This is a genomic window from Ectothiorhodospira magna (assembly GCF_900110965.1).
In the GTDB taxonomy this organism is placed as follows: domain Bacteria; phylum Pseudomonadota; class Gammaproteobacteria; order Ectothiorhodospirales; family Ectothiorhodospiraceae; genus Ectothiorhodospira; species Ectothiorhodospira magna.
On the sequence record NZ_FOFO01000007.1, the window covers coordinates 35,210 to 60,662 of the forward strand.

Here is a 25,453-nt window from a genome sequence, read left to right on the forward strand (position 1 = left end):
TGCCGCCCATAAGGGCAGCAGGGCACGATCCCCGCCATCAGCGGTAATGCACCGCCAGAATCTCGAAATGCTTTTCTCCACCTGGGGCGCTAAAGTGGATGTCATCCCCCTCATGCTTGCCGATCAAGGCCCGGGCAATGGGTGAGTTCACGGAAATCAGCCCCTGCTTGATGTCCGCTTCATCGTCACCCACGATCTGATACGTCACTTCTGTGTCCGAGTCCAGGTCCATCAATTCCACGGTGGCGCCAAAAACCACCTTGCCACCGGCGTTGAGGCTGGTCACATCAATGATCTGGGCATTGGAGAGCTTGGCCTCCAGTTCCTTGATGCGCCCCTCAATGAAACCCTGCTGCTCACGGGCAGCATGGTATTCGGCATTTTCCTTGAGATCACCGTGGGCACGGGCCTCGGCGATGGCCGCAATCACCTGCGGCCGATCCTCACTTTTGAGGCGCTGCAGTTCCGCCTTGAGCAATTCGGCCCCACGGACCGTTAAAGGTGTCTTGTTCACGGACGGGCCTCCTTATGCATCTCCTGCAGGCAGTACACCCGGTCACTGTCCAGGTATTCCAGCGCCTGAACCGTGGCATGGGCGCCGGCCAGGGTGGTGGTATAGGTCACCTTGTGCTGCAAAGCCTCCCGACGGATGGTGAAGGAGTCGGCAATGGCCTGCTTGCCCTCGGTGGTGTTGATGATCAGACTGATCTCGTCGTTCTTGATCATATCGACAATATGGGGCCGTCCCTCAGTCACCTTGTTGATGCGCTGACAGGTGACTCCGGCAGCTTCCAGTACCTGGGCAGTGCCTTGGGTTGCGATCAATTCAAACCCCCGGGCCGCCAGATCCCTGGCCAACGGAATAATGCCAGGCTTGTCCACCTCCCGCACACTGATAAAGGCCTTGCCGGTCTCGGGCAGCTTGACGCCGGCACCCAGCTGGCTCTTGGCAAAGGCCTCGGGGAAACTGCGACCCATGCCCATGACCTCGCCGGTGGACTTCATCTCAGGGCCGAGGATGGGGTCCACGCCGGGGAACTTGATGAAGGGGAAGACCGCTTCCTTCACCGAGTAGTAGTCGGGCACCACGGTTTGGGTGGCCCCCTGCTCCACCAGGGAGCGGCCAGCCATGCAGCGGGCGGCGATCTTGGCCAGGGGCATGCCGATGGCCTTGGACACGAAGGGCACGGTACGGGAGGCGCGGGGATTCACCTCCAGCACGAAGATACGATCCCGCTGAATAGCAAACTGGGTGTTCATCAGTCCCACCACCCCCAGGCCCAGGGCCATCTTGCGCACCTGTTCGATGATCTGTTCCTGCAGCGCCATGCTCAGGCTGTAGGGCGGCAGGGAACAGGCGGAGTCACCAGAATGGACGCCGGCCTGCTCGATATGCTGCATGATGCCGCCAATGAGCACGTCCTTGCCGTCGCAGATGGCATCCACGTCCACCTCCACCGCATCGTCCAGGAAGCGATCCAGCAGCACCGGGGCATCATTGGACACCTTCACCGCGTCGCGCATGTAGCGGCGCAGGTCGGTTTCGTTATAGACGATCTCCATGGCGCGACCACCCAGCACGTAGGAAGGACGTACCACCACCGGATAGCCGATGGCCTCCGCGTGGCGTACCGCCTCGTCCACGCTGCGGGCGGTGCGGTTGGGGGGCTGAACCAGTTCCAGCTTCTCGATCAGCTGCTGGAAGCGTTCCCGGTCCTCCGCCAGGTCGATGCAGTCCGGGGTGGTGCCGATCACCGGCGCGCCGGCGGCCTCCAGGTCCCGGGCCAGCTTGAGCGGAGTCTGACCGCCGAACTGGATGATGATGCCCTTGGGTTTTTCCAGGTGCACGATCTCCAGCACATCCTCCAGGGTCAGCGGCTCGAAGAACAGCCGGTCGGAGGTGTCGTAGTCGGTGGAGACGGTCTCCGGATTACAGTTGACCATGATGGTTTCATAACCATCCTCGCGCATGGCCAGGGCGGCATGGACACAGCAATAGTCGAACTCGATCCCTTGCCCGATCCGGTTGGGGCCGCCGCCCAGGACCATGATCTTCTCGCGGCTGGAGGGATTGGCCTCGCACTCCTCCTCATAGGTGGAGTACATGTAGTCGGTGGTGGAGGCAAACTCAGCGGCACAGGTGTCCACCCGCTTGTAGACCGGATGGATGCCCAGTTCATGGCGGTAGGCCCGCACGGTCCGCTCGGTCTCGTCCAGCAGACGGGCCAGACGGCGGTCGGAGAACCCGTACTGCTTGAGGGTGAACAGGGTCCGGCGATCCAGATCCTTCAGGGACCGGGTCTTGAGGTCCCGCTCGATGTCCACCAGTTCCTGAATCTGGGCCAGGAACCAGGGATCGATGTGGCTGATGTCATGCACCTGCGCCAGGGTCAGGCCGAAGCGGAAGGCATCGGCCACGTACCAGATGCGCTCGGGGCCGGCATCGGCCAGTTCGCCGCGGATGATGGATTCGGCATCTTCCCCGTTCAGATCCACCATCTCGTTGAGGCCGTCACTGCCGGTTTCCAGGCTGCGCAGGGCCTTCTGGAAGGATTCCTGGAAGGTGCGGCCAATGGCCATGGCCTCGCCCACGGACTTCATCTGGGTGGTCAGTCTGGCCTTGGCGGAGGGGAATTTCTCGAAGGTGAACCGGGGAATCTTGGTCACCACGTAGTCGATGGACGGCTCGAAGGAGGCCGGGGTCACGCCACCGGTGATCTCGTTGCGCAGTTCGTCCAGGGTGAAGCCCACCGCCAGCTTGGCCGCCACCTTGGCAATGGGGAAGCCGGTGGCCTTGGAGGCCAGGGCCGAGGAACGGGATACCCTGGGGTTCATCTCGATGATCACCAGACGGCCATCCTCCGGGTTGACCGCAAACTGCACGTTGGAGCCACCGGTGTCCACGCCGATCTTGCGCAGTACCGCCAGGGAGGCGTTGCGCATGATCTGGTATTCCTTGTCCGTCAGGGTCTGGGCCGGGGCCACGGTGATGGAATCACCGGTATGCACCCCCATGGGGTCCAGGTTCTCGATGGAGCAGATGATGATGCAGTTGTCCGCCCGGTCGCGCACCACCTCCATCTCGTACTCCTTCCAGCCCAGCACGGATTCCTCCACCTGTACCTCGTTGACCGGAGACAGGTCCAGGCCGCGCTTGACGATTTCTTCGTATTCTTCCCGGTTGTAGGCAATGCCGCCACCGCTGCCGCCCATGGTGAAGGAGGGGCGGATGATGATGGGATAGCCGATCTCCGGCTGCACCCGTTGGGCCTCTTCCCAGCTGTTGACCATAAAGGCCTTGGGCGAGTCCAGGCCGATCTCGTCCATGGCTTGACGGAAGCGCTCCCGGTCCTCGGCCATGTCGATGGCGTCCTCGGTGGCGCCGATCAGTGCCACGCCGAACTTTTCCAGTACGCCATTGCGGGCCAGATCCAGGGCACAGTTGAGGGCGGTCTGTCCGCCCATGGTGGGCAGCACCGCGTCCGGGCGCTCCCGCTCGATGATGCGGGCAACGGTCTTCCACTCCACCGGCTCGATGTAGACCGCATCGGCCATCTCCGGGTCGGTCATGATGGTGGCGGGGTTGGAGTTGACCAGGATGACCCGGTACCCCTCTTCGCGCAGGGCCTTGCAGGCCTGGGCGCCAGAGTAGTCGAATTCACAGGCCTGGCCGATGACGATGGGGCCGGCGCCTATGATGAGGATGCTCTGGATGTCGGTTCTCTTTGGCATGGATGTCCTACCGTGAACAGCCCGACGCCGTTGACGGCGCCGGCGGGCAAAATGGGGAGCGGTCTTTCAATGCAGAACCAGGACTAGACGCCGGAACTCCGACGGGCAGTCATCATCTCGATGAATCGGCCAAACTGTGGGGCCACATCTTCAGGCCCGGGACTGGCCTCGGGATGCCCCTGGAAACTCACGGCGGGCCGGTCGGTCAGTTCGATGCCCTGCAGGGTACCGTCGAACAGGGAACGATGACTGGTCCGGGCATTGGCCGGCAATGTCTTTTCATCGATGGCAAAACCGTGGTTCTGGCTGGAAATCATCACCTTGCCGGTGGCCAGATCCTGAACCGGATGGTTCGCGCCATGATGACCGAATTTCATTTTCATGGACTGAGCGCCCACGGACAATCCCAGCAGCTGATGTCCCAGGCAGATCCCGTACAGGGGAATATTGTTATCCAGCAATCCCTGAATACCCCGGATGGCATAATCGCAGGGCGCCGGATCACCGGGACCATTGGACAGCAGAACCCCGTCCGGATTCAGGGCCAGAATCTCCTCGGCGGTGCTGGTGGCGGGCACCACGGTGACCCGGCACCCCCGATCCACCAGCAAGCGCAGCATGTTGCGCTTGACGCCGAAGTCGTAACAGACCACGTGGAAAGGCGCCTCGGCGCCCCCCTGACGATAGCCTTTATCCAGACACCACCCTCCTTCGGTCCACTCAAAGGGGGTATCGGTGGTCACGGTCCGGGCCAGATCCATACCGCTGATACCAGGAAAGGCGCGGGCGGCTTCCAGGGCCTTGGCCTCGTCCACCTGACCGGCCATGATACAGCCGTTCTGGGCGCCCTTTTCCCGCAGCAGACGGGTCAGGCGACGGGTATCCACGCCGGTGATGGCGACGATGCCGTGGCGCTTGAGGTAATCGGGCAGGGTTTCGGTGGCCCGCCAGTTGGACATGCGCTCGGGCACATGGCGGACGATCAGTCCGGCGGCCTGGGGGCCGTCGGCTTCCTCGTCCTCGGGATTGATGCCGGTGTTGCCGATGTGGGGATAGGTGAGCGTCACCATCTGACGGGAATAGGAAGGATCCGTGAGGATTTCCTGATAACCGGTCATGGATGTATTGAACACGACTTCACCCACGGTGGTTCCTTCCGCACCCAGGGCGTAACCGTGAAACAGACTGCCATCTTCCAAAGCCAGCAAGGCGGGTGTGGTTCTCAAGGAGTCCTCCGGCACATATGGAAACAGGGCAGGTTGGGAGATCCAACCAGCCCTGTCAGGGGTTTCAAGACCTGTCGAATGGCGCAAATTCTAGCGGATCAGGGCCATGTCGTCCAATAAAGCCCCGGTACAGGACGCTGTTTCACCCAGACAGTCCCAGCACATCCTGCATGTCATACAGCCCGGCGGGACGCCCATTGAGCCAGGCTGCAGCGCGCATGGCGCCCTTGGCAAAGGTCATGCGGCTGGAGGCTTTATGGGTGATTTCCACCCGCTCCCCCAGACCGGCAAACATCACCGTATGCTCCCCCACAATGTCGCCGGCCCGGATGGTCTCAAAGCCGATGGTCTGCCGATCCCGTTCCCCCGTCACCCCTTCACGACCATAGACGGCACAGGTTTTAAGATCACGGCCCAGGGCATCGGCCACCACTTCTCCCATGCGCAGGGCGGTGCCGGAAGGGGCATCCACCTTATGCCGGTGATGGGCCTCGACGATTTCGATATCCACCTCGTCCCCCAGAACCCTGGCTGCCAGGTCCAGGAGTTTGAAACACAGGTTGACCCCCACGCTCATGTTGGGTGCAAAGACCACGGGGATGTCTTCGGCGGCCTGGCGAATCACGGCCTTTTGATCGTCGGTGAATCCGGTGGTCCCGATCACCATGGCCTTGCCTGCCCGACGACAGATATCCAGATGGACCAGGCTGCCTTCTGGACGGGTGAAGTCCACCAGCACATCGAATCGGTCTGTCGCTGCCGCCGGGTCTGCCTCCAGGGTCACCCCCAGACGCCCCAGACCCGCCAGCTCACCGGCATCGGCCCCCAGCAGGCTGCTGGAAGGCATCTCGGTGGCTACGGTGGGTTCCAGCCCCGGGGCCATAACCGCCGCTTCGATCAGGGTGCGCCCCATGCGTCCGCCGGCACCGACAATGGCTACACGTACCGCAGTCATGGTTTTCTCCAGAACTTGAGATCGTCAAAGAAGCCCTTTACCCCGTCCAGCCAACCCTGATGCTGGGGACTGTGTTTCTGCCCCCCCGCAGTCATGGCCGCATCGAACTGTTCCAGTAACGCCTTCTGCTCTTTGGTGAGATTGATGGGGGTTTCCACCCGAACGCTGCAAATCAAATCCCCCTCGGCCCCTCCATGCACCGACTTGACCCCCTTGCCCCGCAACCGGAACAAACGACCCGACTGGGTCTCAGCAGGAATCTTCAGCGCCACCCGCCCCTTGAGGGTGGGAATCTCCAGGTCACCTCCCAGGGTGGCGGTGGCAAAGCTGATGGGCACCTCACAGTACAAATCGCTGCCCTTGCGGGTGAACAGCTTATGGGGTTTGACATGAACCTGGACATACAGGTCCCCTGACGGACCACCGTTGACACCCGCTTCCCCTTCTCCGGACAGCCGGATACGGTCGCCGCTGTCCACGCCGGCGGGAATGGCCACGCTCAGGGTGCGACGCTCCTCCACCCGCCCCTGCCCCCGGCAGCTCCCGCAGGGCTTGGCAATGATCTTGCCGGTACCGCGACAGCGAGGGCAGGTCTGCTGCACCGAAAAGAACCCCTGCTGCATGCGCACCCGCCCCACCCCGTTACAGGTGGGACAGGTTTCCGGGCTGGTGCCTGGTTCGGCGCCGGAGCCGTGACAAGCCTTGCAGGTCACCAGGGTGGGGACGCGAATCTTCACCTCGGTACCGAAAACTGCTTCCTCAAGACTCATTTCCAGGTTGTACTGCAAGTCTGCGCCACGGAAAGCATTGCTGCCGCCGCGACCACCGGCCCCGCCGAAGATGTCGCCGAACAGATCCTCGAAAATATCGCTGAAGCTGGCGCCCCCCGGTCCTCCACGGCCAGCACCAGCGGCCCCCTCCACACCGGCGTGACCAAACTGGTCATACGCCGCCCGCTTGCGCGCATCAGCCAGCACTTCATAGGCCTCCTTGGCCTCCTTGAAGCGTTCTTCCGCCTGTTTATCGCCAGGGTTGCGATCGGGGTGATATTTCATGGCCAACCGGCGGAAGGCCTTTTTGAGTGCGTCCTCGCTGGCGTTCTTCGCCACCCCCAGGACTTCGTAATAGTCGCGTTTTGCCATGATTACCGTGGGTCTTGCAGAAACGTGAAAGCCCGTGGACCGACATCTGCCCTGGTTGGGGGCACCTGCCGGTCAACGGACCCGGATGCAGTGGAAAAGGCCCGTCCTGGGACGGGCCTTGGCCGTTACTTTTTCTTATCGTCTACTTCTTCGAACTCGGCGTCTACCACATCGTCCTGGGCAGCCTTGGTGCCAGCCGGGCCCTGGGCATCACCGACCCCTCCGGGGGCGGCCCCTTCGGCCTGCTGGGCATACATGCGCTCTGCCAGTTTGCCGGAGGCTTCGGCCAGCTTCTGGGTACGATCCTCAATGGTGGCCTTGTCATCTCCCTGCATGGCCTCCCGCAGGGCGTTGATGGCAGATTCAATGGCACTTTTCTCGCCGGCTTCCACCTTGTCCCCCATGTCCTTGAGGGTTTTTTCCACCGAATGAATCAGGTTGTCTGCCTGGTTGCGCACCCCCACCAACTCCTGGAAGCGCTTGTCTTCCTCGGCATGGGCCTCGGCATCTTTTACCATGCGCTCGATCTCGTCATCGTTCAGACCGGAAGAGGCCTTGATGACAATGGATTGCTGCTTGCCGGTGGCCTTGTCCTTGGCAGACACGTTGAGGATGCCGTTGGCGTCGATGTCGAACATCACCTCGATCTGGGGCACACCACGGGGTGCCGGCGGAATATCCGCCAGATCGAAACGACCCAGAGATTTGTTGGCATGGGCCACGTCCCGCTCACCCTGGAGCACATGCACCGTCACTGCAGTTTGATTGTCGTCGGCAGTGGAGAAAACCTGGGAAGCCTTGGTGGGGATGGTGGTGTTCTTTTCGATCAGCTTGGTCATCACGCCACCCAGGGTCTCGATGCCCAGGGACAGGGGGGTGACATCCAGCAGCAGCACGTCCTTGACATCGCCGCCCAGCACACCGCCCTGGATTGCAGCGCCCACCGCCACGGCTTCATCGGGGTTGACGTCACGACGGGGTTCCTTGCCGAAGAAGTCCTTCACCGCCTCCTGCACCTTGGGCATGCGGGTCTGGCCGCCCACCAGGATCACGTCGTCGATCTGGGACACGGACAGGCCGGCATCCTTCAGGGCCACCTTGCAGGGTTCGATGGTGCGCTTGACCAGTTCTTCCACCAGGGCTTCCAGCTTGGCGCGGGACACCTTGATGTTCAGATGCTTGGGTCCGGTGTTGTCGGCGGTGATGTAGGGCAGGTTGACGTCGGTCTGCTGGCTGGAGGACAGCTCGATCTTGGCCTTCTCGGCGGCCTCCTTCAGGCGCTGCATGGCCAGCGGGTCGCCGGTCAGGTCGATGCCCTGTTCCTTCTTGAACTCGGCCGCCAGATATTCGATCAGGCGGGAGTCAAAATCCTCGCCCCCCAGGAAGGTGTCGCCGTTGGTGGCCAGCACCTCGAACTGGTGCTCGCCGTCCACTTCGGCAATCTCGATGATGGAGATGTCGAAGGTGCCGCCGCCCAGGTCATAGACCGCCACCTTGCTGTCACCGCGCTTCTTGTCCAGGCCGTAGGCCAGGGCCGCGGCGGTGGGCTCGTTGATGATGCGACGGACTTCCAGGCCGGCGATCTTGCCGGCGTCCTTGGTGGCCTGACGCTGGGAGTCGTTGAAGTAGGCCGGCACCGTAATCACCGCCTCGGTGACCGGCTCGCCCAGGTAGTCCTCGGCGGTCTTCTTCATCTTCTGCAGCACCCGGGCGGAGATTTCCGGGGCAGCCATCTTCTTGCCGCGCACGTCCACCCAGGCGTCACCGTTGTCCGCCTTGACGATCTTGTAGGGCACCAGCTTGATGTCCTTTTGCACTTCGGGTTCTTCGAAGCGGCGCCCGATCAGACGCTTGACCGCAAACAGGGTGTTCTGGGGGTTGGTCACCGCCTGGCGCTTGGCGGACTGGCCCACCAGCACCTCACCGTCCTCGGCGAAGGCCACGATGGAGGGGGTGGTACGACCGCCCTCGGCGTTTTCAATGACCTTGGCATTGCCACCTTCCATCAGGGCGATACAGGAATTGGTGGTGCCCAGGTCGATACCGATGATCTTGCCCATCTTGTGTCTCCAAAAAATATTGAATGTTCGTCAATGCCGTGAATCCGGAATTACCCGCTTGATGGGGGTGCCGCCGGGCCTTTTCAAGCCCCGGCAAAAAATCTGTTTTCCCGGATCACGGACTATCGCTGGCCGGAGCCTTGCTGACGATCACCATGGCAGGACGCAGCAATCGGTCATTGAGAAGGTAGCCCTTTTGCAGCACCGTCATGACGGTATTGGGTTCCAGTTCCGCCTGCTCCTGCAAAGACATGGCCTGATGGCGTTCCGGATCAAAACGCTGACCGGTGGGGTCCACCGTTTCAATGCCGTGCTTGGCCATAGCCTGTTCCAGCATCTTCAAGGTCAGCGCCGTACCCTCGCGGATCTTGCTCAGGTCTGCCTCGCCCTGGGCAGCCTCCAGCCCCATTTCCAGGCTGTCCTTCACCGGCAGCAGCTCACCGGCGAAACGCTCCAGGGCATATTTATGGGCATTTTCCACATCCCGGCTCATGCGCTTGCGCAGGTTATCCAGCTCCGCCTGGGCGCGTACCAGCTTGTCCCAGTGGTCCTGGGCCTGTTTTTGCGCCTCTTCGAGCTGTTTGAGCAATGCTCCGGGGCTAAATTCCGGCGTTGCCTCGTCGGGGGGCAAAGGCGCCTGATCATGAGATTGGGTATTCTGGACTTGTTCCTCGTTCGCCATGGAAAGCTCCGATCCGCTCAATGTCTTGGTGTGTTCCGGCAAAGACAGCCACCCGCCGACAGTAGGCCGACGGGCATATTCCTTTGCCATGTGGGGTTTCAGTTGCGGGAATTCAAGGCCGCGCCCAGCAGCCGGGCAGTGATGTCCACCACCGGGATGACCCGCTCGTAGGCCATGCGGGTCGGGCCGATCACCCCCAGCACGCCCACAATCCGGCCACCCACACTATAGGGGGCTGTCACCACGCTGCAGTCATCGAGCACCTGATGACCCGATTCCTGGCCGATGAAAATTTGGACCCCTTCGGCGTTGATGCAGTTGTCCAGCAGGGTGAGTAACTGGCGTTTTTCCGTGAAGGCCTCAAACAGGCTGCGCAGCTTCTCTACGCTGGACAGTTCTGCGTAGTCCATCAGATGGGTCTGACCGGCAAAAATCAGGTCATCACCACCTTCATCATCACAACAGGCCCGCTCCCCCAGTTCGATGGCCGCCAGCATCAGGGTATTCATATGCTCGCGTACCGCCTTCATTTCCTTGAGAATCTGCTCCCGGGCCTGGCGCAGGTTGCGTCCGGCCAGATGCTGGTTGAGATAGTTGGCCATCTGCTGCAGTTCGGCATGGGAATATTCCCGATCCAGTTCCAGAATGCGGTTTTGCACTTCCCGCTTGTTCATGACCAGAATCGCCAGCACCTGGCGACCCGATAGCCGCAGAAATTCGATTTGACTCAAGGCAGCATGATCGGGGCGGGGGACTCGCACCATCCCGGCCATCTGGGTCACTGCAGATAACAGGTCCGAGGCAGATTCCACCAGCGCCTTGGTGTCCATATCCGGGGTCAGGCGCTGCTTGAGGGTGCGTACCTCAGCGCTGTCCAGGGGCCGCACCTCCAGCAGGGAATCCACAAACAGCCGATAGCCCAGGGGCGTGGGCACCCGGCCCGCCGAGGCATGGGGAGAGCTGATCAAGCCCAAATCTTCCAGATCCGCCATCACATTGCGAATGGATGCCGGACTCAGATCCAGTCCGGCAGTGCGGGCCAAGGTTCGGGAGCCTACCGGCTGGCCGTCACGGACGTAGTTTTCCACCAGCGCCCGCAGCAGTAATCGGGCACGTTCGGAAAGGGTCGATGATGGCGTTGTCGAAGATGTTTTCATGGTCCACCCTGGCACTCGTTGAATGTGAGTGCCAGAAGCTGCATGTTACTCAAGGAAACTGCAGGTGGCTAGTCGGCACTCGCCACCTGCCACGCATTTCCACCATAATCTGCTGCATGAATCCTTCTTTCCACACCATCGGCATCATTGCCAAGACCCAGGAACAGCGCCTGGGGCATATTCTAAGCGCCCTGATCGGGCATTTGCGCCACCATCGGCGTCGTATTCTGCTGGACGACACCGTACTGCCCTGGCTCGGAGACGCCGCTGATTCGCTGCCGGTGCCCCGATCACAGATGGCCGCCGAGGCGGATCTGGTCATTGTGGTGGGAGGGGACGGCACCTTTTTGGGCGCTGCCCGCACCCTGGTGGATGCAAAAGTCCCCCTGTTGGGTATCAATGCAGGTCGCCTGGGGTTTTTGGTGGATGTATCTCCCCACGAGATGCTGGGGCGGCTGGATGAAATCCTCTCCGGCCTCTATGTGGAAGACCAGCGCAGTATGCTCCACGCCCGATTGCTGCGGGGAGATGACGTGGTGGCGGCTCAGGATGCGCTCAACGATGTGGTGATGCATATCCGCGACGCGGTGCGCATGATCGAGTTCGACACCTGGATCAATGGCCGGTTCGTCAACACCCAGCGGGCTGATGGCATGGTGGTGGCGACACCCACCGGTTCCACTGCCTATGCCCTGTCCGGCGGCGGCCCCATCCTCTCCCCTTGCCTGGAGGCGGTGGTGATGGTGCCGATCTGTCCCCACGGACTGAGTAATCGCCCCTTGGTGGTTCCTGCCTCAAGCCGGATCGAAATTGCCGTCAATGAACATAGCCGCACCCTGGCCCAGGTGGCCTTTGATGGCCAGGACACCTTTGACATGGAACCCCTGGACCGGATCGTGATCGAACCCAAGCCCTGCAAGCTGCGCCTGATCCACCCCATTGGCCATGACTACCTGCAAATCCTGAGGGTCAAGCTGGGATGGGGTGAGCAACCCTGACCCCTTCCTTCGGCGCCATCAAATCTTTAACCTTCTCCCGCCCGGGCTGCCTGACGGCATCGACCCTCCAACCTGCCACTGCGAATCCCGACCGTGCTGACCCAACTCCAGATCCGAGATTTCGCCATTGTGAACGAACTGTCCCTGGACCTGTCCGGCGGACTGATCGCCCTGACCGGAGAAACCGGGGCTGGTAAATCCATCCTGGTGGATGCTCTGGGCCTGGTACTGGGGGATCGGGCCAATAGCAGCACCATTCGTCATGGTACGGAACGGGCCGAGATCAGCGCCCATTTCGACATCAGTCAGGAATCACAGGCCAGGGCATGGCTGGCGGATCAGGGGCTGGAGACAGCAGACTGTCTGATTCGCCGGGTGATCAACCGGGATGGCAAGAACCGGGCCTGGATCAACGGGTCACCGGTCACCCTGCAATCACTCAAGACCCTGGGGGAGATGCTGGTGGATATTCACGGCCAGCACGCCCATCAATCCCTGCTACGCCGGGAGGTACAGCGGTGCATCCTGGACGACTATGCCGATCATCCCCCATTGCTGGCAGCCATGGCCCAGGCCCATGATGTCTGGCGTAAGGCCGCCCGCCGACTGGCGGAAATCACCGAGCAGCGGGAAACCAGGGAAGCCCGTCGGGAATTGCTGCGGTTTCAGACCGCCGAGCTGCAAGCCCTGAATCTGACCGCAGGAGAACTGGAACATATCGAACAGGAACACGCCCGCCTGGCCCATGCCGGGCGCTTGCTGGAAACCACCGAGGCGGCCTACCACGGTCTGTACGCTGCCGATCACAGCGCTGAATCGGTGGTGGGCCGTTGCCTGAGTGATATCGAGCACCTGCAGTCTCTGGACCCGCGACTGACAGAACCCCGGGAACTGCTGGCGGCAGCCCAGATCCAGCTTCGGGAAGCCGCCGACTGGCTGCGCTACTATGCAGATGGCCTGGAAATGGATCCGGCCCGGCTGGATTTTCTTGAATCCCGGCTGGCGGCCATTCAGAGCCTGGCCCGCAAACATCGGGTGCCTCCCGCCGACCTGCCGCATCTGCTGCACACCCTGGAGGCAGAACTGCATCAACTGGAAACCGACGACGAAAATCTGGAAGCCCTGGCGGATACCGTAGCCTGCGCCCTGGAAACCTGTCGGCACCGGGCAGCAGCACTGTCTGAAGCCCGGTGTCAGGCGGCCACCCGGCTGTCCGAGGCCGTGACCCAGGCCATGCAAGGTCTGGGGATGGAAGGGGGGCACTTTGTCTGCACCGTAGCGGCAGATGCCAGGGCACAGCCCTCGGCCCACGGCACGGATCGGGTGGAATTTCTGGTCAGTGCCAATCCAGGGCAACCTGCCCAGCCTCTGGCCAGGGTCGCCTCCGGCGGCGAACTTTCCCGCATCAGTCTGGCCATCCAGATGATCGCAGCCCACGCCCTGCCCATCGCCACACTGGTGTTTGATGAGGTGGACACCGGCATCGGGGGCGGCGTGGCCGAAGTGGTGGGCCGGCAACTCCGCAGCCTGGGTGAGCGCCGGCAGGTACTCTGTGTGACCCATTTACCCCAGGTGGCGGCCCAGGCCCATCATCATCTGCGGATAAAAAAACGCAAAGAACGACGGTACACCAGCACCAGCATTGAACAGCTCAGCAACGAACAGCGGGCCAGGGAACTGGCCAGAATGCTGGGTGGTCTGGAAATCACCGAACAAAGCCTGGCGCACGCCAGGGAGATGATGGCACGGGCAGCATCCCGTTGATCAGCTGTCCATGGGCTGTTTTTTGGGACAAACGCCCTGGCTGCACTCACCATAGATGATCAGGGCATGGTCCTGAATGGTATATCCCAGCTTGTCGGCAATGGCTTTTTGGCGCTCTTCAATGATCGGGTCCACAAATTCGTCCACCCGGCCACATTTGACACAAACGATATGATCATGGTGACGACCCCGCTCCAGTTCAAAGACAGCCTGATTGCCCTCAAAATGGTGCCGGCTCACCAACCCGGCCGCCTCAAACTGGGTCAACACCCGGTACACCGTGGCCAGACCGATCTCCTCTCCCGCCGCCAGCAGCTGGCGATAGATGGTCTCGGCACTCATATGATGCTCTTCTGCGGTTTCCAGAATCTGCAGGATCTTCACGCGAGGCAGGGTAATTTTGAGTCCGGCCTTTTTGAGCTCTTGGGTTTCCATGGGATTTTGATCTCCATGCGAGATGATCCGACACCTGGTGTAGAATCCCGCGCTGTTGGTTTTCGGAACAAGCGGCCCATCTTGCAACTCACGGCCCACAGGACGCAATTATGGCAAGACTGATTCTTTATTCTATCCTCATTGTCGGATTACTGCAGGGCTGCAGCAGCGGACTGTTATCAGTCCACCGGCCTGACGTGCAACAGGGTAATGCCATCAAGGACAGTGCACTGGCCCAGGTGCAACCGGGCATGACCCAGCGGCAGGTGCGTTTTCTACTGGGAGAACCCGTGCTTCGGGACCCCTTTCATGGGGAACGGCGCTGGGACTATGTCTATTATTTCAGGCCAGGGGATGGACCAGCCACCCATCGCAGGGTCACCATTTTCTTTGAGGCAGGACAGGTGACCCAAATCGAGGACAGTGGCCTGGCATCGATACAATAGGCATCAGGCGGCCCCTCCGGCAGCCTTGGCGGCCCGCTTTTTGCGGACCTGTCTGGGATCGGCAATCAATGGCCGGTAAATCTCCACCCGATCCCGCGGACGTAGCGGTGCATCCAGCTTGGCCAGCTTGCCATAGATACCCACCTTGTTCACGGCCAGGTCGATCTCGGGCACCTGGTCCAGGATGCCGGATCGACGAATGGCATCCTCTACCGTGGCCCCTGGAGACAAAGACACTTCCAGCACCCACTGCCGGTCAGTACGGGCATAGGTCACTTCTACCCGCAATGGCTCATCGGACACCGTAGACCTCCCTGGCCCGCTTGACAAAGGAATCCACCAGAGTATTGGCCACCTGATGAAACACCGGGCCAAAGGCCATGCTCATCAGGCGGTTGGAAAATTCAAATTCCAGATCCAAAGAGACACGGCTGGCGGTGTCGCTCATGGCATCAAAGCGCCAGAAACCTTCCAGATGCCGGAACGGCCCCTCCACCAGGCGCATTTCAATCATTTTGTTGCGCTGCAAACGATTACAGGTGGTAAACGACTTGCGCACGGCCCCTTTGGCCAGTTCAATGCTGGCCCGCACCTCGTCCTCATTGGCCGACAGCACTGCCGAACCGCGACAACCCGGTAAAAAACGTGGATAGGCGGCCACGTCATTGACCAAATCAAACATTTCCTTGGGCGTATAGGGCACCAGCGCATGGCGACTTATGGAAGGCATGAAGCTCCCCTGGTTATCAGATGAGATTGACCGCCTTGAGGAAGATCAGCAGGATGCCGATCGGAGCGGCAAAGCGCAGAACATGATACCACGCCTTGAAAAACACCCGACTACGCAGACCCAACTCCTCCTCCACAGAACGCCGGTTCATCCGCCAGCCCACAAACAGGGCGATCAGCAGCCCTCCCAGGGGTAGCATGATGTTGGAGGTCAGGTAATCAGCCATGTCAAAGAGGGTACCGCCGATGAACAGGGATTCCCCCCCCAGGGTCAGATTAAAGCCAATGGGGTTGGACCAAAGACTAAAGGACAATATGGTACCGATACCCAGGAACCAGGCAATGCCACCCACGATCATGGCTGCCAGGGGCCGGTCAAGCCCCCGGTTTTCCACCAGCCAGGCCACCGCCGGTTCCATCAGGGAAATGGAAGACGTCCAGGCGGCGGTCACCAGTAACAGGAAGAACAAGGTGCCAAACAGCAGCCCTCCGGTCATCTCGCCAAAGGCCATGGGCAAGGTGATGAAGATCAGTCCAGGACCGGCACCTGGCTCCAGACCACTGGCAAAAACGATGGGAAAGATAGCCAGCCCCGCCAACAAGGCCACGGCGGTGTCTGCAGAAACCACGGTGGCGGAGGTCTTGAAGATGGAAGCCCTGGAACTGAGATAGGAGCCGTAGATCATGATGGCCCCCATTCCCAGGCTCAAAGTGAAGAATGCCTGTCCCATGGCCAGCAGGATGGTATCTCCAGTGACCTGGCTGAAATCGGGCCTGAACATGAAGGCGAAGCCTTGCATAAAATGCCCCTGGGTCATGGCATAACCCACCAGGATCAGCAACATGCCCAGCAGGGCTGGCATGAGGAACTTGACTGCTTTCTCAAGGCCGGATCGTACCCCCCTGGCCACCACCAGGATGTTCATGAGCATGAACAGGGTATGCCAGGCCAATAGCCGTTCCGGGTCGCTCACCAACCCTTCAAACAGGTTCTTGACCCCTTCCCCATCCAGACCGGCAAAAGCACCGCTTGCCGCCCTGAACACATAGGACAAGGACCAGCCGGCAATCACGCTATAGTAGGACAGGATAATGAAACCGGCAGTCACCCCCAGCCATCCCACCAGCCCCCAGGCCCGATGCAGACCTTCCTCCCTGGCCAGGGTGGCCATGGTATTGATGGGGCTTTGCCGGCCACGCCGCCCCAGGGCAATTTCTGCCATCATGATGGGCAGACCAATAAGCAGGATACAGGCCAGGTAGATGAGCACGAAAGCCCCGCCACCGTTCTCTCCGGCAATGTAGGGAAAGCGCCAGATGTTACCCAGACCGACAGCAGAACCGGTGGCCGCCAGCACGAAAACCAGCTTTGAGGACCACTGGCCATGAATCGAGCTTTCTCTTCTCATTGTCGCCCCCCAGGCGATCACCGGCATTGCGCAAGAGGCCCCCGGCCCGATGGATGGAACCAAGGGGGAGACATTCCCCCCCGAAGGCGGCATGGGTCTGTTATTTTTTGCCGCCGACATGGTACTACCAAGACCAACTTCAACACAAAGCGATCAGTCACCCCCACGCCAGTGCCTGCCGTGGATGTTCGTGGCCGCCATTGGAAAGGTATAATCCATCGATGAGCAAAAAATCCAAACCTGCCCAGGGCAGCAGCACCATTGCCCTGAACAAGAAGGCCAAGCACGAATATTTCATCCAGGAGCGATTCGAGGCTGGCCTGGCCCTGCAGGGCTGGGAGGCCAAAAGTCTGCGGGCCGGTCGTGTACAGTTAAGCGAAAGCTATGTCCTGATCAAAAGCGGGGAAGCCTGGCTGTTTGGCGCCCACCTCACCCCGCTGGCCACCGCCTCCACCCATATTCACCCAGACCCCATGCGCAGCCGCAAGCTGTTGCTGCACCGGGCCGAACTCAACAAGCTCATCGGTCAGGTGGAACGCAAGGGATACACCCTGGTGCCCTTGGCCCTGTACTGGAAACGGGGCCGGGCCAAACTGGAAATCGGTCTGGCCAAGGGCAAGAAGGAACACGACAAGCGGGCTGTTTCCAAGGAGCGGGACTGGCAGCGGGAAAAGGCCCGGACCATCAAGACCGTGACCCGTTAAACGGGGTATCACCAGTTGGGCATCTCGCCACCCCCCGCCAGCACCTTGAGATAAGCACCATGGGCCTGCAGTTCCTCCGGGTCCGGCTGGATCACCGGCAGGGGCGGACGGTCGGCAGGAAGCCGACGAATGGCGGTATCGGCACCGGGATTTCCCTGCACCTCTGATGTCATCCCCAGGGAAAGACTTTTCTGGCCGCCGGTCATGGCCAGGTAGACTTCCGCCAGGATGCGGGCGTCCAGCAAGGCGCCGTGGAGCTCCCGGCCCGAATTGTCGATCTGGTAGCGCTTGCACAGGGCATCCAGGCTGTTGCGTTGTCCAGGATGCATCTTGCGCGCCAGCACCAGGGAGTCGGTGATGGTGCAGTGATCCTCCAACTGGCCCCAGTCCCCACCGAGCCGGGCCAGTTCGTGGTTGATGAACCCCACATCAAAGGGGGCATTGTGGATGATCAGTTCTGCACCACGAACAAACTCGATGAACGCTTCGGCCACCTCGGCAAAACGGGGCTTGTCCGCCAAAAATTCGTTGGTTATACCGTGTATTTCCACTGCTCCGGCGTCCACTTCCCGATCCGGGTGCAGGTATTGATGAAAACTCCGGGCTGTATGGCGACGCCGCACCATTTCCACACAACCTATTTCGATGATCCGGTGACCCTCTGCCGGGTCCAGGCCGGTGGTTTCCGTATCCAGAATTACAATCCGGTCATGGATCGGCATATTCATGTCACTGTCACTCACGCTCATGACCCAAGGCATCAATGGCTTCATTGGCCAACCGGTCGGCCAGTTCGTTTTCCGGGTGCCCGCTATGGCCCCGTACCCAGTGCCAGCGCACCTGATGGCGGGAGGCGGCTTCATCCAGGCGCTGCCATAGGTCCTGATTTTTGACCGGCTGGCCGGCGGCGGTAAGCCATCCCCGACGCTTCCAGTTGGGCAACCATTGATGAATGCCGTTTTTGACATACTGGGAATCGGTGGTCAAATCCACCACACAAGGGCGCTTGAGCTGTTCCAGGGCTGCGATGGCCGCCATCAATTCCATCCGGTTATTGGTGGTCAGGGATTCACTGCCCTTGAGTTGTTTTTCATGGCCACCAAAGCGCAGCAACGCGCCCCAGCCACCGGGACCGGGGTTTCCTCGACAGGCGCCATCGGTAAAAATTTCTACCACGTCAGTCACGATCCGTCCTCCGACAAAAGGGGCTGGCCAGTCTGCCGGGGGCCATTTTGCCAGATGACCGCCAGCGGGCAGACAAAGGCATCATATTGGCCACCCGCTTGCGGGCCAGGATCACATAAGCGCCCCCCAGATAGGGCAAATGACGCCCCCCCAGACATTCCACCACTGGCCGCCGCCCGCCCGATGGGCGGTTCTCATTCCGGGGATAAAAACCGGCGTAGGCACAGGCCAAAACCTCAAAACCCAGCAAAGTCAGCCAATCCCCGACCCGGGCCGTACTGTAAACATGGCCGGCCTGGGTTTTCCCGCCGGGGCGTCTTGGCAACATGCGCCATAGCCCGGTCGGACTAAAGGGATTAAAGCCGATGATCAGAACATGCCCTTCAGGCACTAAGATACGCTCCGTTTCCCGCAGCACCAGACAAGGGTCTGGTGATGACTCCAGACAGTGATTCAGCAACACCAGATCCATACTGTCGGACAGCACGGGCAGGGCCTCCGCCAGAGCAGTGATATGTCCCTGTCCCGGCTCACATGCCAGCTGCATCCGGTTATGAATCCGGCTGGCCGTCAGCAGATCATGCTCTGGATCCGTATGTCCAATCTGCAGGGCATGATAACCAAACAGCCGGGGCACGAAGCGGTCCAGATGGGCCTGCAGGGCGCCCTGCAGGACGCGCCCCGATGGGGTTGCGTACCAGGTGCGCAAGGACGCCTGGTACTGGGCACATGAGATTCTGGGTGACGGCATGGTCTGAGCATAGAGTCTTCCGGGGGGCCATGACCAGTCCTATGGCAACGAATCGCTGACAGCCTGGGGGGAATATGCCCAAGGAAGTATTCACCGGGGTTGAGGGCAGGTGAATGGCCCGCTATTCTACCGACCTCATGAGAAAAAATACGCCGCAAATGCTCCGGGGATCGGTATTGGGAGCGGTATCGTTACTGCTCCTGTCCGCGTGTGCCACTCTGGACGGACCGGGGTCGGTCTCCGATGATCCCAGGTCAGGCGGTGATGCCCATGCCGATATCCTGAGGGATACAGCCGAGGCCACCGCCGGGCATCCTCCGAGCCAGCGTCGTGCCCCTGCCCCCCGCCCCCTTGACGCTCAGCCAGTCAGTGCCGATGAGGCTTTCTGGCTTCGGGTCCGTCAGGGACTGGCCATGCCGGACAAGCGGAACAATGACCGCGTCCTCCACTACATTCGCTGGCACCAGCAACATTCCGATTACCTGGGACAGGTGCTGGCCCGTGCAGAACCCTACCTTCACTACATTCTGGAGGAAATCGAGGCCAGGGATCTGCCAGCAGAACTTCTGCTGCTGCCCGTAGTGGAAAGCGCCTACCGCAGTGATGTGTACTCCTCGGGGCAGGCCGCCGGGATCTGGCAGTTCATTCCCTCCACCGGTCGCCATTTCGGACTACACCAAAACTGGTGGTACGATGGCCGCAAGGACATTCACGCATCCACCCAGGCGGCCCTGAATTATCTGGCCCAATTAAATCAACGCTTCGATGGCGACTGGCTGCTGGCCCTGGCCGCCTACAATGCCGGTCAGGGCACCGTGGGCCGGGCCATCGCCCGCAACGCCTCCCTGGGGCGGCCAACCGACTACTGGAACCTGGATCTGCCCAGGGAAACCCAGCACTATGTCCCCAGATTGCTGGCGCTACAGGTCATCGTATCCGACCCCAAACGCTATGGTGTGGGCCTGTGGCCGGTGCCCGATGAACCCCGTCTTGGGCTGGTGGAACTGGAAGGACAGATGGCACTGAGTGTGGCCGCAGACCTGGCGGACCTCTCCCTGGATGATATCATGCAACTCAATCCGGGGTTTCAACGCTGGGCCACCCCCCCGGACGGCCCTCACCACCTGTTGCTTCCTCTGGACCGGGTGGCCCCCTTTCAGGCCGCCCTGGCCACCCTGCCCCCGGATCAACATATCTCCTGGGTAAGACATCAGGTGCAGCCCGGAGAGACCCTCGGTCATATTGCCGAGCGTTACGACACCACCATTGCCCAGGTACAGCAGGCCAACAATCTGCGCGGCCATATCATCCGGGCCGGGGCTGACCTGATGATCCCTGTCCCTAAAGACAATACCCAGTCCCGATCGGATCATGGCAGCCAATCCGCCCCGGCTTCCTATCATCGGGTTCATCATCAGGTTCAACCGGGAGATACCCTCTGGGCATTATCCAGAACCCACGGAGTGCCGGTACAATCCCTGGCGGCATGGAACCGCATTGCCCATGACGCTCCCCTGCGTCCCGGCCAGAACCTGATCATTCACCAGACCTTAACGACAACCCCGGCCAGCGCCTCTGGTTACCCTTCAAATACAAAGACTTACATTGTTCAGCCAGGTGATTCCCTGTCCTCCATTTCCCGGCGCTTCGGGGTGCGGGTCAGCGACATTCAGCAATGGAACCAGTTACCGGATCACCGGATCTGGCCCGGCCAATCGCTCCAGCTTCACCTGGATGTCCAGGCGCGGGGCAACTGATCTTGAGCGGGGTGCCCGACGTCCTGCGGGCCCATCCCAAGCGCAGATCATTGGCCAATGAGGACAGCACCAGCATCCGTTGGGTCCGCTTCACCAACCACCACCCGTGGCACCGCCGCCAGCAATTTTTGGGTGTATTCATGCTCAGGCGCCCGACAGATCCGGCGCGCCTCCCCCTGTTCCACCACCCGACCCTGATACATCACCGCCATGGTGTCCGCCAGGTATTCCACCACCCCGATGTTATGGGTGATGAACAACAGGGTCAGCCCCCGCTCCCGGGTCAGCGTGCTCAGGATCTGCAGCACCTCCGCCTGCACCGAGACATCCAGGGCGCTGGTGACTTCGTCACAAACGATGAAAGCCGGGTCCAGCACCAGGGCCCGGGCAATGCCGATACGCTGGCGCTGCCCCCCGGAGAACTCATGGGGATAACGCCACAGGCTGTCCGCCGGTAACTGCACCTGCGCCAATACCTGAGTTGCCAGGGCCAGCCGCTCATCCCGATCCTTGCCGATCCCGTGCACGGCCATGGGCTCGGTCAGGGTGGCCGCCACGGTCAGGCGGGGGTTCAGGGATGACATGGGGTCCTGGAAAATGATCTGCATGCGCCGACGATAGGGCTGCATGTCCCTGGCCGGCAGGCGGGTGATATCCTCGCCGGCAAACAAGATGCGCCCGCCGGTAGGCTCCAGCAACCGGATGATGGCCCGGCCCAGGGTAGTCTTGCCGCAACCGGACTCCCCCACCAGGGCCATGACCTGCCCCCTGGGGATATCCAGGCTCACCCCATCCACCGCCCGCACATGGTCCACCACCCGGCGCATGAGTCCCTTGCGCACCGGAAAATGGATCTGCAGGTTCTGCAAACGGATCAACGGTGCCTCCTGGGGAGCTGGCCCAGCCACCTCCCGGCGACGGCTCAGATTCTCCGGCAGGGCATCAATGAGCTGCCGGGTATAGGGATGCTCCGGACGCCGCAGCACCTGCCCCACGGCCCCCTCCTCCACCAGTTTCCCCAGGCGCATCACCCCCAGGCGGTGCCCCATCCGGGCCACCACGCCGAAATCGTGGGTGATGAAGAGGATGGCCATGCCGTTACGGTCCTGCAGTTCCCGCATCAGACGCAGGATCTCCGCCTGTACCGTCACGTCCAGGGCCGTGGTGGGCTCGTCGGCGATCAGCAGATCCGGTTCGCAGGCCATGGCCATGGCGATCATCACCCGCTGGCGTTGCCCGCCGGAGAGACGATGGGGAAATTCATCCGCCCGTTCGGCGGGATGGGGAATCCGCACCTGGGCCAGGGCCTCGATGGTCCGCTCCCGGATCTCCGCCTCCGACAATTCCGGACGATGGAGCCTGAGCACTTCGCCGATCTGCTCCCCCACCGTGAACACCGGGTTGAGGGAGGTCATGGGCTCCTGGAAGATCATGCTCATGCGGGCGCCGCGGATGCGGCGGCGTTCCGTCTCCGGCAGAGCCAGCATGTCCACGGTCCGGTGACTGCCGTCGGCGAGGCGTTCCTGGAACAGGATCTGTCCCCCGGGATGATCACTGATGCCCCGCGGCAGCAACTGGATCACCGACAGGGCCGTGACCGACTTGCCGCTGCCCGACTCCCCCACCAGACAGAAGGTTTCCCCCCGCTCGATAGCGAAACTGACATCATCCACAGCCTTCACCACGGCACCGCCGGCCTGGAGATGGGTCTGCAGGTTTCTGACCTCCAGCAGCATGGTCATGCCTTCTTCTTCAGATGGGGATCGAGGGCATCCCGCAGGGATTCCCCCACCAGGTTGTAGGCAAATACGGTGAGAAAGATGGCCCCACCGGGGAAGGCGGCCATCCACCAGTTGAAGGAGGAAGACTGTACCGCCTGATTGAGCATCTGCCCCCAGGAGGGATCATCCACCAGCCCCAGTCCGAGGAAGCTCAGGGTGGCCTCCGCCAGGATCGCCGAGGCCACGCCGAAACTGGCCGCCACCAGGATCGGCGCCACGCCATTGGGCAACATGTGGCGGAACAGCACGGAACGCAACGGCAGACCGCAGGCCACCGCCGCCTGCACATAGTCCTGCTCCCGCAGTTTGAGGAACTCGGCGCGCACATAGCGGGCATAACCGGACCAGGAGGTGATGCCGATGATGATCATCATCATGTAGAGACTGCGGCCAAAGAAGGCGACAAAGGTGAGCAGCAGGAACAGGGTGGGAATGGCCTCGAAGATCTCCACGATGCGCATGCCAATCATGTCCACGATGCCCGAGAAATACCCCATCAGCCCGCCGACGATGACCCCGATCACCAGGGCGATGCCGGTGGCGATGAAGCCGATGGCCAGGGCGATGCGGGAGGCATGGATCATCCGCGACAACACGTCGGCGCCGTTTTCCTCCGTGCCCAGCCAGTGCCGGCGCAGGTCATCGGCCAGGGGCGGCTCCATGCCCGTGTCGCCGAAGTCCCGCAGGTAATCCCTGGGGGAATAGGGAATCGGGGCACGCAGCACCCAGTCGTACTGGCCGGCCGCTTCCGCCTCCCGGTACTGTTCATGAATCACCAGTTTGGGGGGAGCCACAGTGACGGCACTGATCCCGCCGGCCACCACCAGCACCCCCAGCAGGATGAGCAGTTTCCTGGGCAGGGACAGGCGCAGGCACAACAACACCAGACCGGTGCAAAAACCCGCCATCAGGGTCACATCGGTGGGGGTCAGGTGACGCAGCACCGGACTGGACCAGTGGCCCCCCTCCAGGATCAGCCACGGATGGCTGCTGGCCAGGAAGGGGGCAAACACCGCCACCGCCGCCAGAATGCCGATCCAGGCCAGTCCCACCCGCGCCCCCCAGCGCAGCAGTACCTCCCGGACCACCTGGGCCGCATAGCCGCGGGAGCGCCGGGTGGGTGGGGGCGGCGCCTGTACCGTGTCAGTCATAACTCACCCGCGGGTCCGCAATCGCATAACACAGGTCCGCCAGCAGGTAGCCCACCAGCGTCAGCACACCACTGATCAGGGTGACCGACAGCACCAGTTCCCGGTCACGGGTCTGCACCGCCTCCACCGCCAGCTTGCCCATGCCATCGATGGAAAACAGGGTTTCAACGATCACCGAACCCGCCAGCAGGCTGGGCAGCAGGGTGGCGGACACGGTGATCAGGGGCAACAGGGAGTTGCGAAACACGTGTCGCCAGAGCACGTCCCTCTCCCCCACCCCCTTGGCCCTTGCGGTGCGGGCGTAGTCGGAGAGCAGATTTTCCAGCACCGCCGAGCGGGTCAGCTTGGCCAAAAAGGCAAACCCGCCGTAGGACAGGCACAACACCGGCAGGATCAGATGCCAGGCCCGGTCCAGCACAAACCCCCGGACGAACTCACCCTGGGCCAGCCCCGTCGCCAGGGCGATGCCCACCCCCATGCCCAGCAGCCCGAGGATACCGACCCGCAGGCCGGTGAACGTGGAGGCCGCCACCAGGCCCACCACCCCGGCCACCAGCAGCATCAGGACCAGATGCAGCGGCCCGAAGGTGACCTCCGACACCCCGTTGGCCATCAGCACCCCCAGCCCGCCGCCCAGGACCGCCCCGAGCAGGATGCGCCAGTGACGGGCCAGTTTCAGCGCGCCCCAGATCATCAGCGCGGCACACAGCCCCGCCAGCAGGAACAGCACAAGCAGGTCGGTGGCCACGGTCCAGTGGGGCAGGAACGGCATGTCCAGGGCCTCGCGCCGGTTGATGCCGCCGGTGGGGAACCAGCGCCAGAACTGCTCCGAGGCAAAGAATCCGATCAGCAGCACGCCGGCCAGCATGGTGGGCACGGACCACAGGCCCAGCAGGACCATCCCCGACCCGGTATCGAAGCGGCTGCCGCGCCGGGTGGCGGCCTGCACCCCCACGGCGATGGCGATGACGTAGATGATGGGAATGGACAGGATGTTGAGCAGCAAGGTGATGGGCAGGCGCTCGGCAATCAGCTCTCCCACCGGCCGGCCGTAGCGGAAACTGGTGCCCAGCTCGGAGCCCTTGAACAGGGAAAAGCCGCTGATGGCCCCGTCCTGATCGAAAGTGAAACCCGCCGGGGAGACATTGTTGAGCCAGCGCAGATACTGGATCGGCGCCGGCTGATCCAGGCCGTACATGCGGTTGTAATAGTCCTCCAGTGCCTGTTTGGCCTGGGGTTCCAGATTCATGCCATCCACCAGGGACTGGGCACTGATGCCGCCGGGGGCGGCGGCCATGACCACGAACACCACCACGGTGATCCCGATCAAGGTGGGAAACATGAGCAGCAGGCGACGGACGATATAGGTCAGCATGGCCGGGTCCCGGG

The 25,453-nt window shown here is 61.7% G+C and carries 23 protein-coding genes; 5 read left to right on the forward strand and 18 right to left on the reverse strand.

Translation table 11 applies throughout. From position 1 onward, the window contains the following. Positions 1-37 precede the first annotated feature (37 nt). From greA to hrcA, 8 genes are all read right to left on the reverse strand, one after another. Positions 38-514, reverse strand: a complete 477-nt coding sequence (greA, locus tag BMX62_RS04115; protein WP_090204690.1) for a transcription elongation factor GreA — start codon at positions 512-514, stop codon at positions 38-40. Beyond that, positions 511-3,732 carry a carbamoyl-phosphate synthase large subunit gene (gene carB / locus BMX62_RS04120; protein WP_090204692.1) on the reverse strand — a complete coding sequence of 1,074 codons (3,222 nt, stop codon included), beginning with the start codon at positions 3,730-3,732 and terminating at the stop codon, positions 511-513. The genes greA and carB overlap by 4 nt, the downstream gene beginning before the upstream one ends. Before the next feature lie 83 nt (positions 3,733-3,815). Further along, positions 3,816-4,958, reverse strand: a complete 1,143-nt coding sequence (carA, locus tag BMX62_RS04125; RefSeq protein WP_090204695.1) for a glutamine-hydrolyzing carbamoyl-phosphate synthase small subunit — start codon at positions 4,956-4,958, stop codon at positions 3,816-3,818. A gap of 142 nt (positions 4,959-5,100) precedes the next feature. Continuing rightward, the gene (gene dapB / locus BMX62_RS04130) at positions 5,101-5,913 is read right to left on the reverse strand and encodes a 4-hydroxy-tetrahydrodipicolinate reductase (RefSeq protein WP_090204698.1); all 813 of its coding nucleotides are present in this window, start codon (positions 5,911-5,913) and stop codon (positions 5,101-5,103) included. Further along, positions 5,910-7,055, reverse strand: coding sequence for a molecular chaperone DnaJ (gene dnaJ, locus BMX62_RS04135; protein WP_090204702.1), 1,146 nt, complete (start codon positions 7,053-7,055; stop codon positions 5,910-5,912). Before dnaJ ends, dapB begins: the two co-directional genes overlap by 4 nt. Before the next feature lie 125 nt (positions 7,056-7,180). Beyond that, entirely contained in the window at positions 7,181-9,115 is a 1,935-nt protein-coding gene (dnaK, locus tag BMX62_RS04140) for a molecular chaperone DnaK (RefSeq protein WP_090204706.1), read from the reverse strand. 115 nt (positions 9,116-9,230) lie between these two features. Continuing rightward, on the reverse strand, positions 9,231-9,797 hold the full coding sequence (gene grpE / locus BMX62_RS04145) for a nucleotide exchange factor GrpE (protein WP_090204711.1): 567 nt from the start codon (positions 9,795-9,797) through the stop codon (positions 9,231-9,233). Between the two features lie 98 nt (positions 9,798-9,895). Further along, entirely contained in the window at positions 9,896-10,954 is a 1,059-nt protein-coding gene (gene hrcA, locus BMX62_RS04150; protein ID WP_090204714.1) for a heat-inducible transcriptional repressor HrcA, read from the reverse strand. Positions 10,955-11,070: 116 nt separating this feature from the next. Here hrcA and BMX62_RS04155 point away from each other — a divergent pair, with 116 nt between their 5' ends. Continuing rightward, positions 11,071-11,952, forward strand: a complete 882-nt coding sequence (locus BMX62_RS04155) for an NAD(+) kinase (protein ID WP_090204717.1) — start codon at positions 11,071-11,073, stop codon at positions 11,950-11,952. A gap of 93 nt (positions 11,953-12,045) precedes the next feature. Further along, the gene (recN, locus tag BMX62_RS04160) at positions 12,046-13,716 is read left to right on the forward strand and encodes a DNA repair protein RecN (protein WP_090204720.1); all 1,671 of its coding nucleotides are present in this window, start codon (positions 12,046-12,048) and stop codon (positions 13,714-13,716) included. On the opposite strand, the gene fur is transcribed toward recN, so the two are convergent. Beyond that, positions 13,717-14,151, reverse strand: coding sequence for a ferric iron uptake transcriptional regulator (gene fur, locus BMX62_RS04165; RefSeq protein WP_090204725.1), 435 nt, complete (start codon positions 14,149-14,151; stop codon positions 13,717-13,719). It lies immediately after the preceding gene. A gap of 110 nt (positions 14,152-14,261) precedes the next feature. On the opposite strand from fur, the gene BMX62_RS04170 reads away from it, so the two are divergent. Next, the gene (locus BMX62_RS04170) at positions 14,262-14,597 is read left to right on the forward strand and encodes an outer membrane protein assembly factor BamE (protein WP_090204728.1); all 336 of its coding nucleotides are present in this window, start codon (positions 14,262-14,264) and stop codon (positions 14,595-14,597) included. Between the two features lie 3 nt (positions 14,598-14,600). On the opposite strand, the gene BMX62_RS04175 is transcribed toward BMX62_RS04170, so the two are convergent. From BMX62_RS04175 to BMX62_RS04185, 3 genes are read right to left on the reverse strand one after another with little or no spacing between them, the layout of a single operon-like run. Beyond that, a complete protein-coding gene (locus tag BMX62_RS04175; protein ID WP_090204731.1) occupies positions 14,601-14,900 on the reverse strand; it encodes an RnfH family protein in 300 nt (99 codons plus the stop codon). Continuing rightward, the gene (locus BMX62_RS04180; RefSeq protein WP_090204734.1) at positions 14,890-15,327 is read right to left on the reverse strand and encodes a type II toxin-antitoxin system RatA family toxin; all 438 of its coding nucleotides are present in this window, start codon (positions 15,325-15,327) and stop codon (positions 14,890-14,892) included. The genes BMX62_RS04175 and BMX62_RS04180 overlap by 11 nt, the downstream gene beginning before the upstream one ends. Positions 15,328-15,343: 16 nt before the next feature. Continuing rightward, on the reverse strand, positions 15,344-16,735 hold the full coding sequence (locus BMX62_RS04185) for a sodium-dependent transporter (RefSeq protein WP_090204738.1): 1,392 nt from the start codon (positions 16,733-16,735) through the stop codon (positions 15,344-15,346). 221 nt (positions 16,736-16,956) lie between these two features. On the opposite strand from BMX62_RS04185, the gene smpB reads away from it, so the two are divergent. Then, a complete protein-coding gene (gene smpB / locus BMX62_RS04190; RefSeq protein WP_090204741.1) occupies positions 16,957-17,439 on the forward strand; it encodes an SsrA-binding protein SmpB in 483 nt (160 codons plus the stop codon). Between the two features lie 8 nt (positions 17,440-17,447). On the opposite strand, the gene dnaQ is transcribed toward smpB, so the two are convergent. Genes dnaQ through BMX62_RS04205 form a run of 3 tightly spaced genes read right to left on the reverse strand, consistent with a single transcriptional unit; the run spans position 17,448 to position 19,375 of the window. Next, a complete protein-coding gene (dnaQ, locus tag BMX62_RS04195) occupies positions 17,448-18,167 on the reverse strand; it encodes a DNA polymerase III subunit epsilon (RefSeq protein ID WP_090204744.1) in 720 nt (239 codons plus the stop codon). 7 nt (positions 18,168-18,174) lie between these two features. Further along, a complete protein-coding gene (gene rnhA, locus BMX62_RS04200; RefSeq protein WP_202906199.1) occupies positions 18,175-18,624 on the reverse strand; it encodes a ribonuclease HI in 450 nt (149 codons plus the stop codon). Continuing rightward, positions 18,617-19,375, reverse strand: a complete 759-nt coding sequence (locus tag BMX62_RS04205; RefSeq protein ID WP_090204749.1) for a class I SAM-dependent methyltransferase — start codon at positions 19,373-19,375, stop codon at positions 18,617-18,619. The genes rnhA and BMX62_RS04205 overlap by 8 nt, the downstream gene beginning before the upstream one ends. 113 nt (positions 19,376-19,488) lie before the next feature. On the opposite strand from BMX62_RS04205, the gene BMX62_RS04210 reads away from it, so the two are divergent. After that, positions 19,489-21,132, forward strand: a complete 1,644-nt coding sequence (locus BMX62_RS04210; protein WP_238375847.1) for a LysM peptidoglycan-binding domain-containing protein — start codon at positions 19,489-19,491, stop codon at positions 21,130-21,132. A gap of 47 nt (positions 21,133-21,179) precedes the next feature. Here the strand turns inward: BMX62_RS04210 and BMX62_RS04215 are convergent, their stop codons facing one another. From BMX62_RS04215 to BMX62_RS04225, 3 genes are read right to left on the reverse strand one after another with little or no spacing between them, the layout of a single operon-like run. Continuing rightward, a complete protein-coding gene (locus BMX62_RS04215; RefSeq protein WP_090204872.1) occupies positions 21,180-22,868 on the reverse strand; it encodes an ABC transporter ATP-binding protein in 1,689 nt (562 codons plus the stop codon). 2 nt (positions 22,869-22,870) lie between these two features. Next, on the reverse strand, positions 22,871-24,064 hold the full coding sequence (locus BMX62_RS04220; RefSeq protein ID WP_090204755.1) for an ABC transporter permease: 1,194 nt from the start codon (positions 24,062-24,064) through the stop codon (positions 22,871-22,873). Next, complete coding sequence (locus BMX62_RS04225) at positions 24,057-25,439, reverse strand: ABC transporter permease (protein ID WP_090204758.1); 1,383 nt, start codon at positions 25,437-25,439, stop codon at positions 24,057-24,059. The genes BMX62_RS04220 and BMX62_RS04225 overlap by 8 nt, the downstream gene beginning before the upstream one ends. Positions 25,440-25,453: the final 14 nt, after the last annotated feature.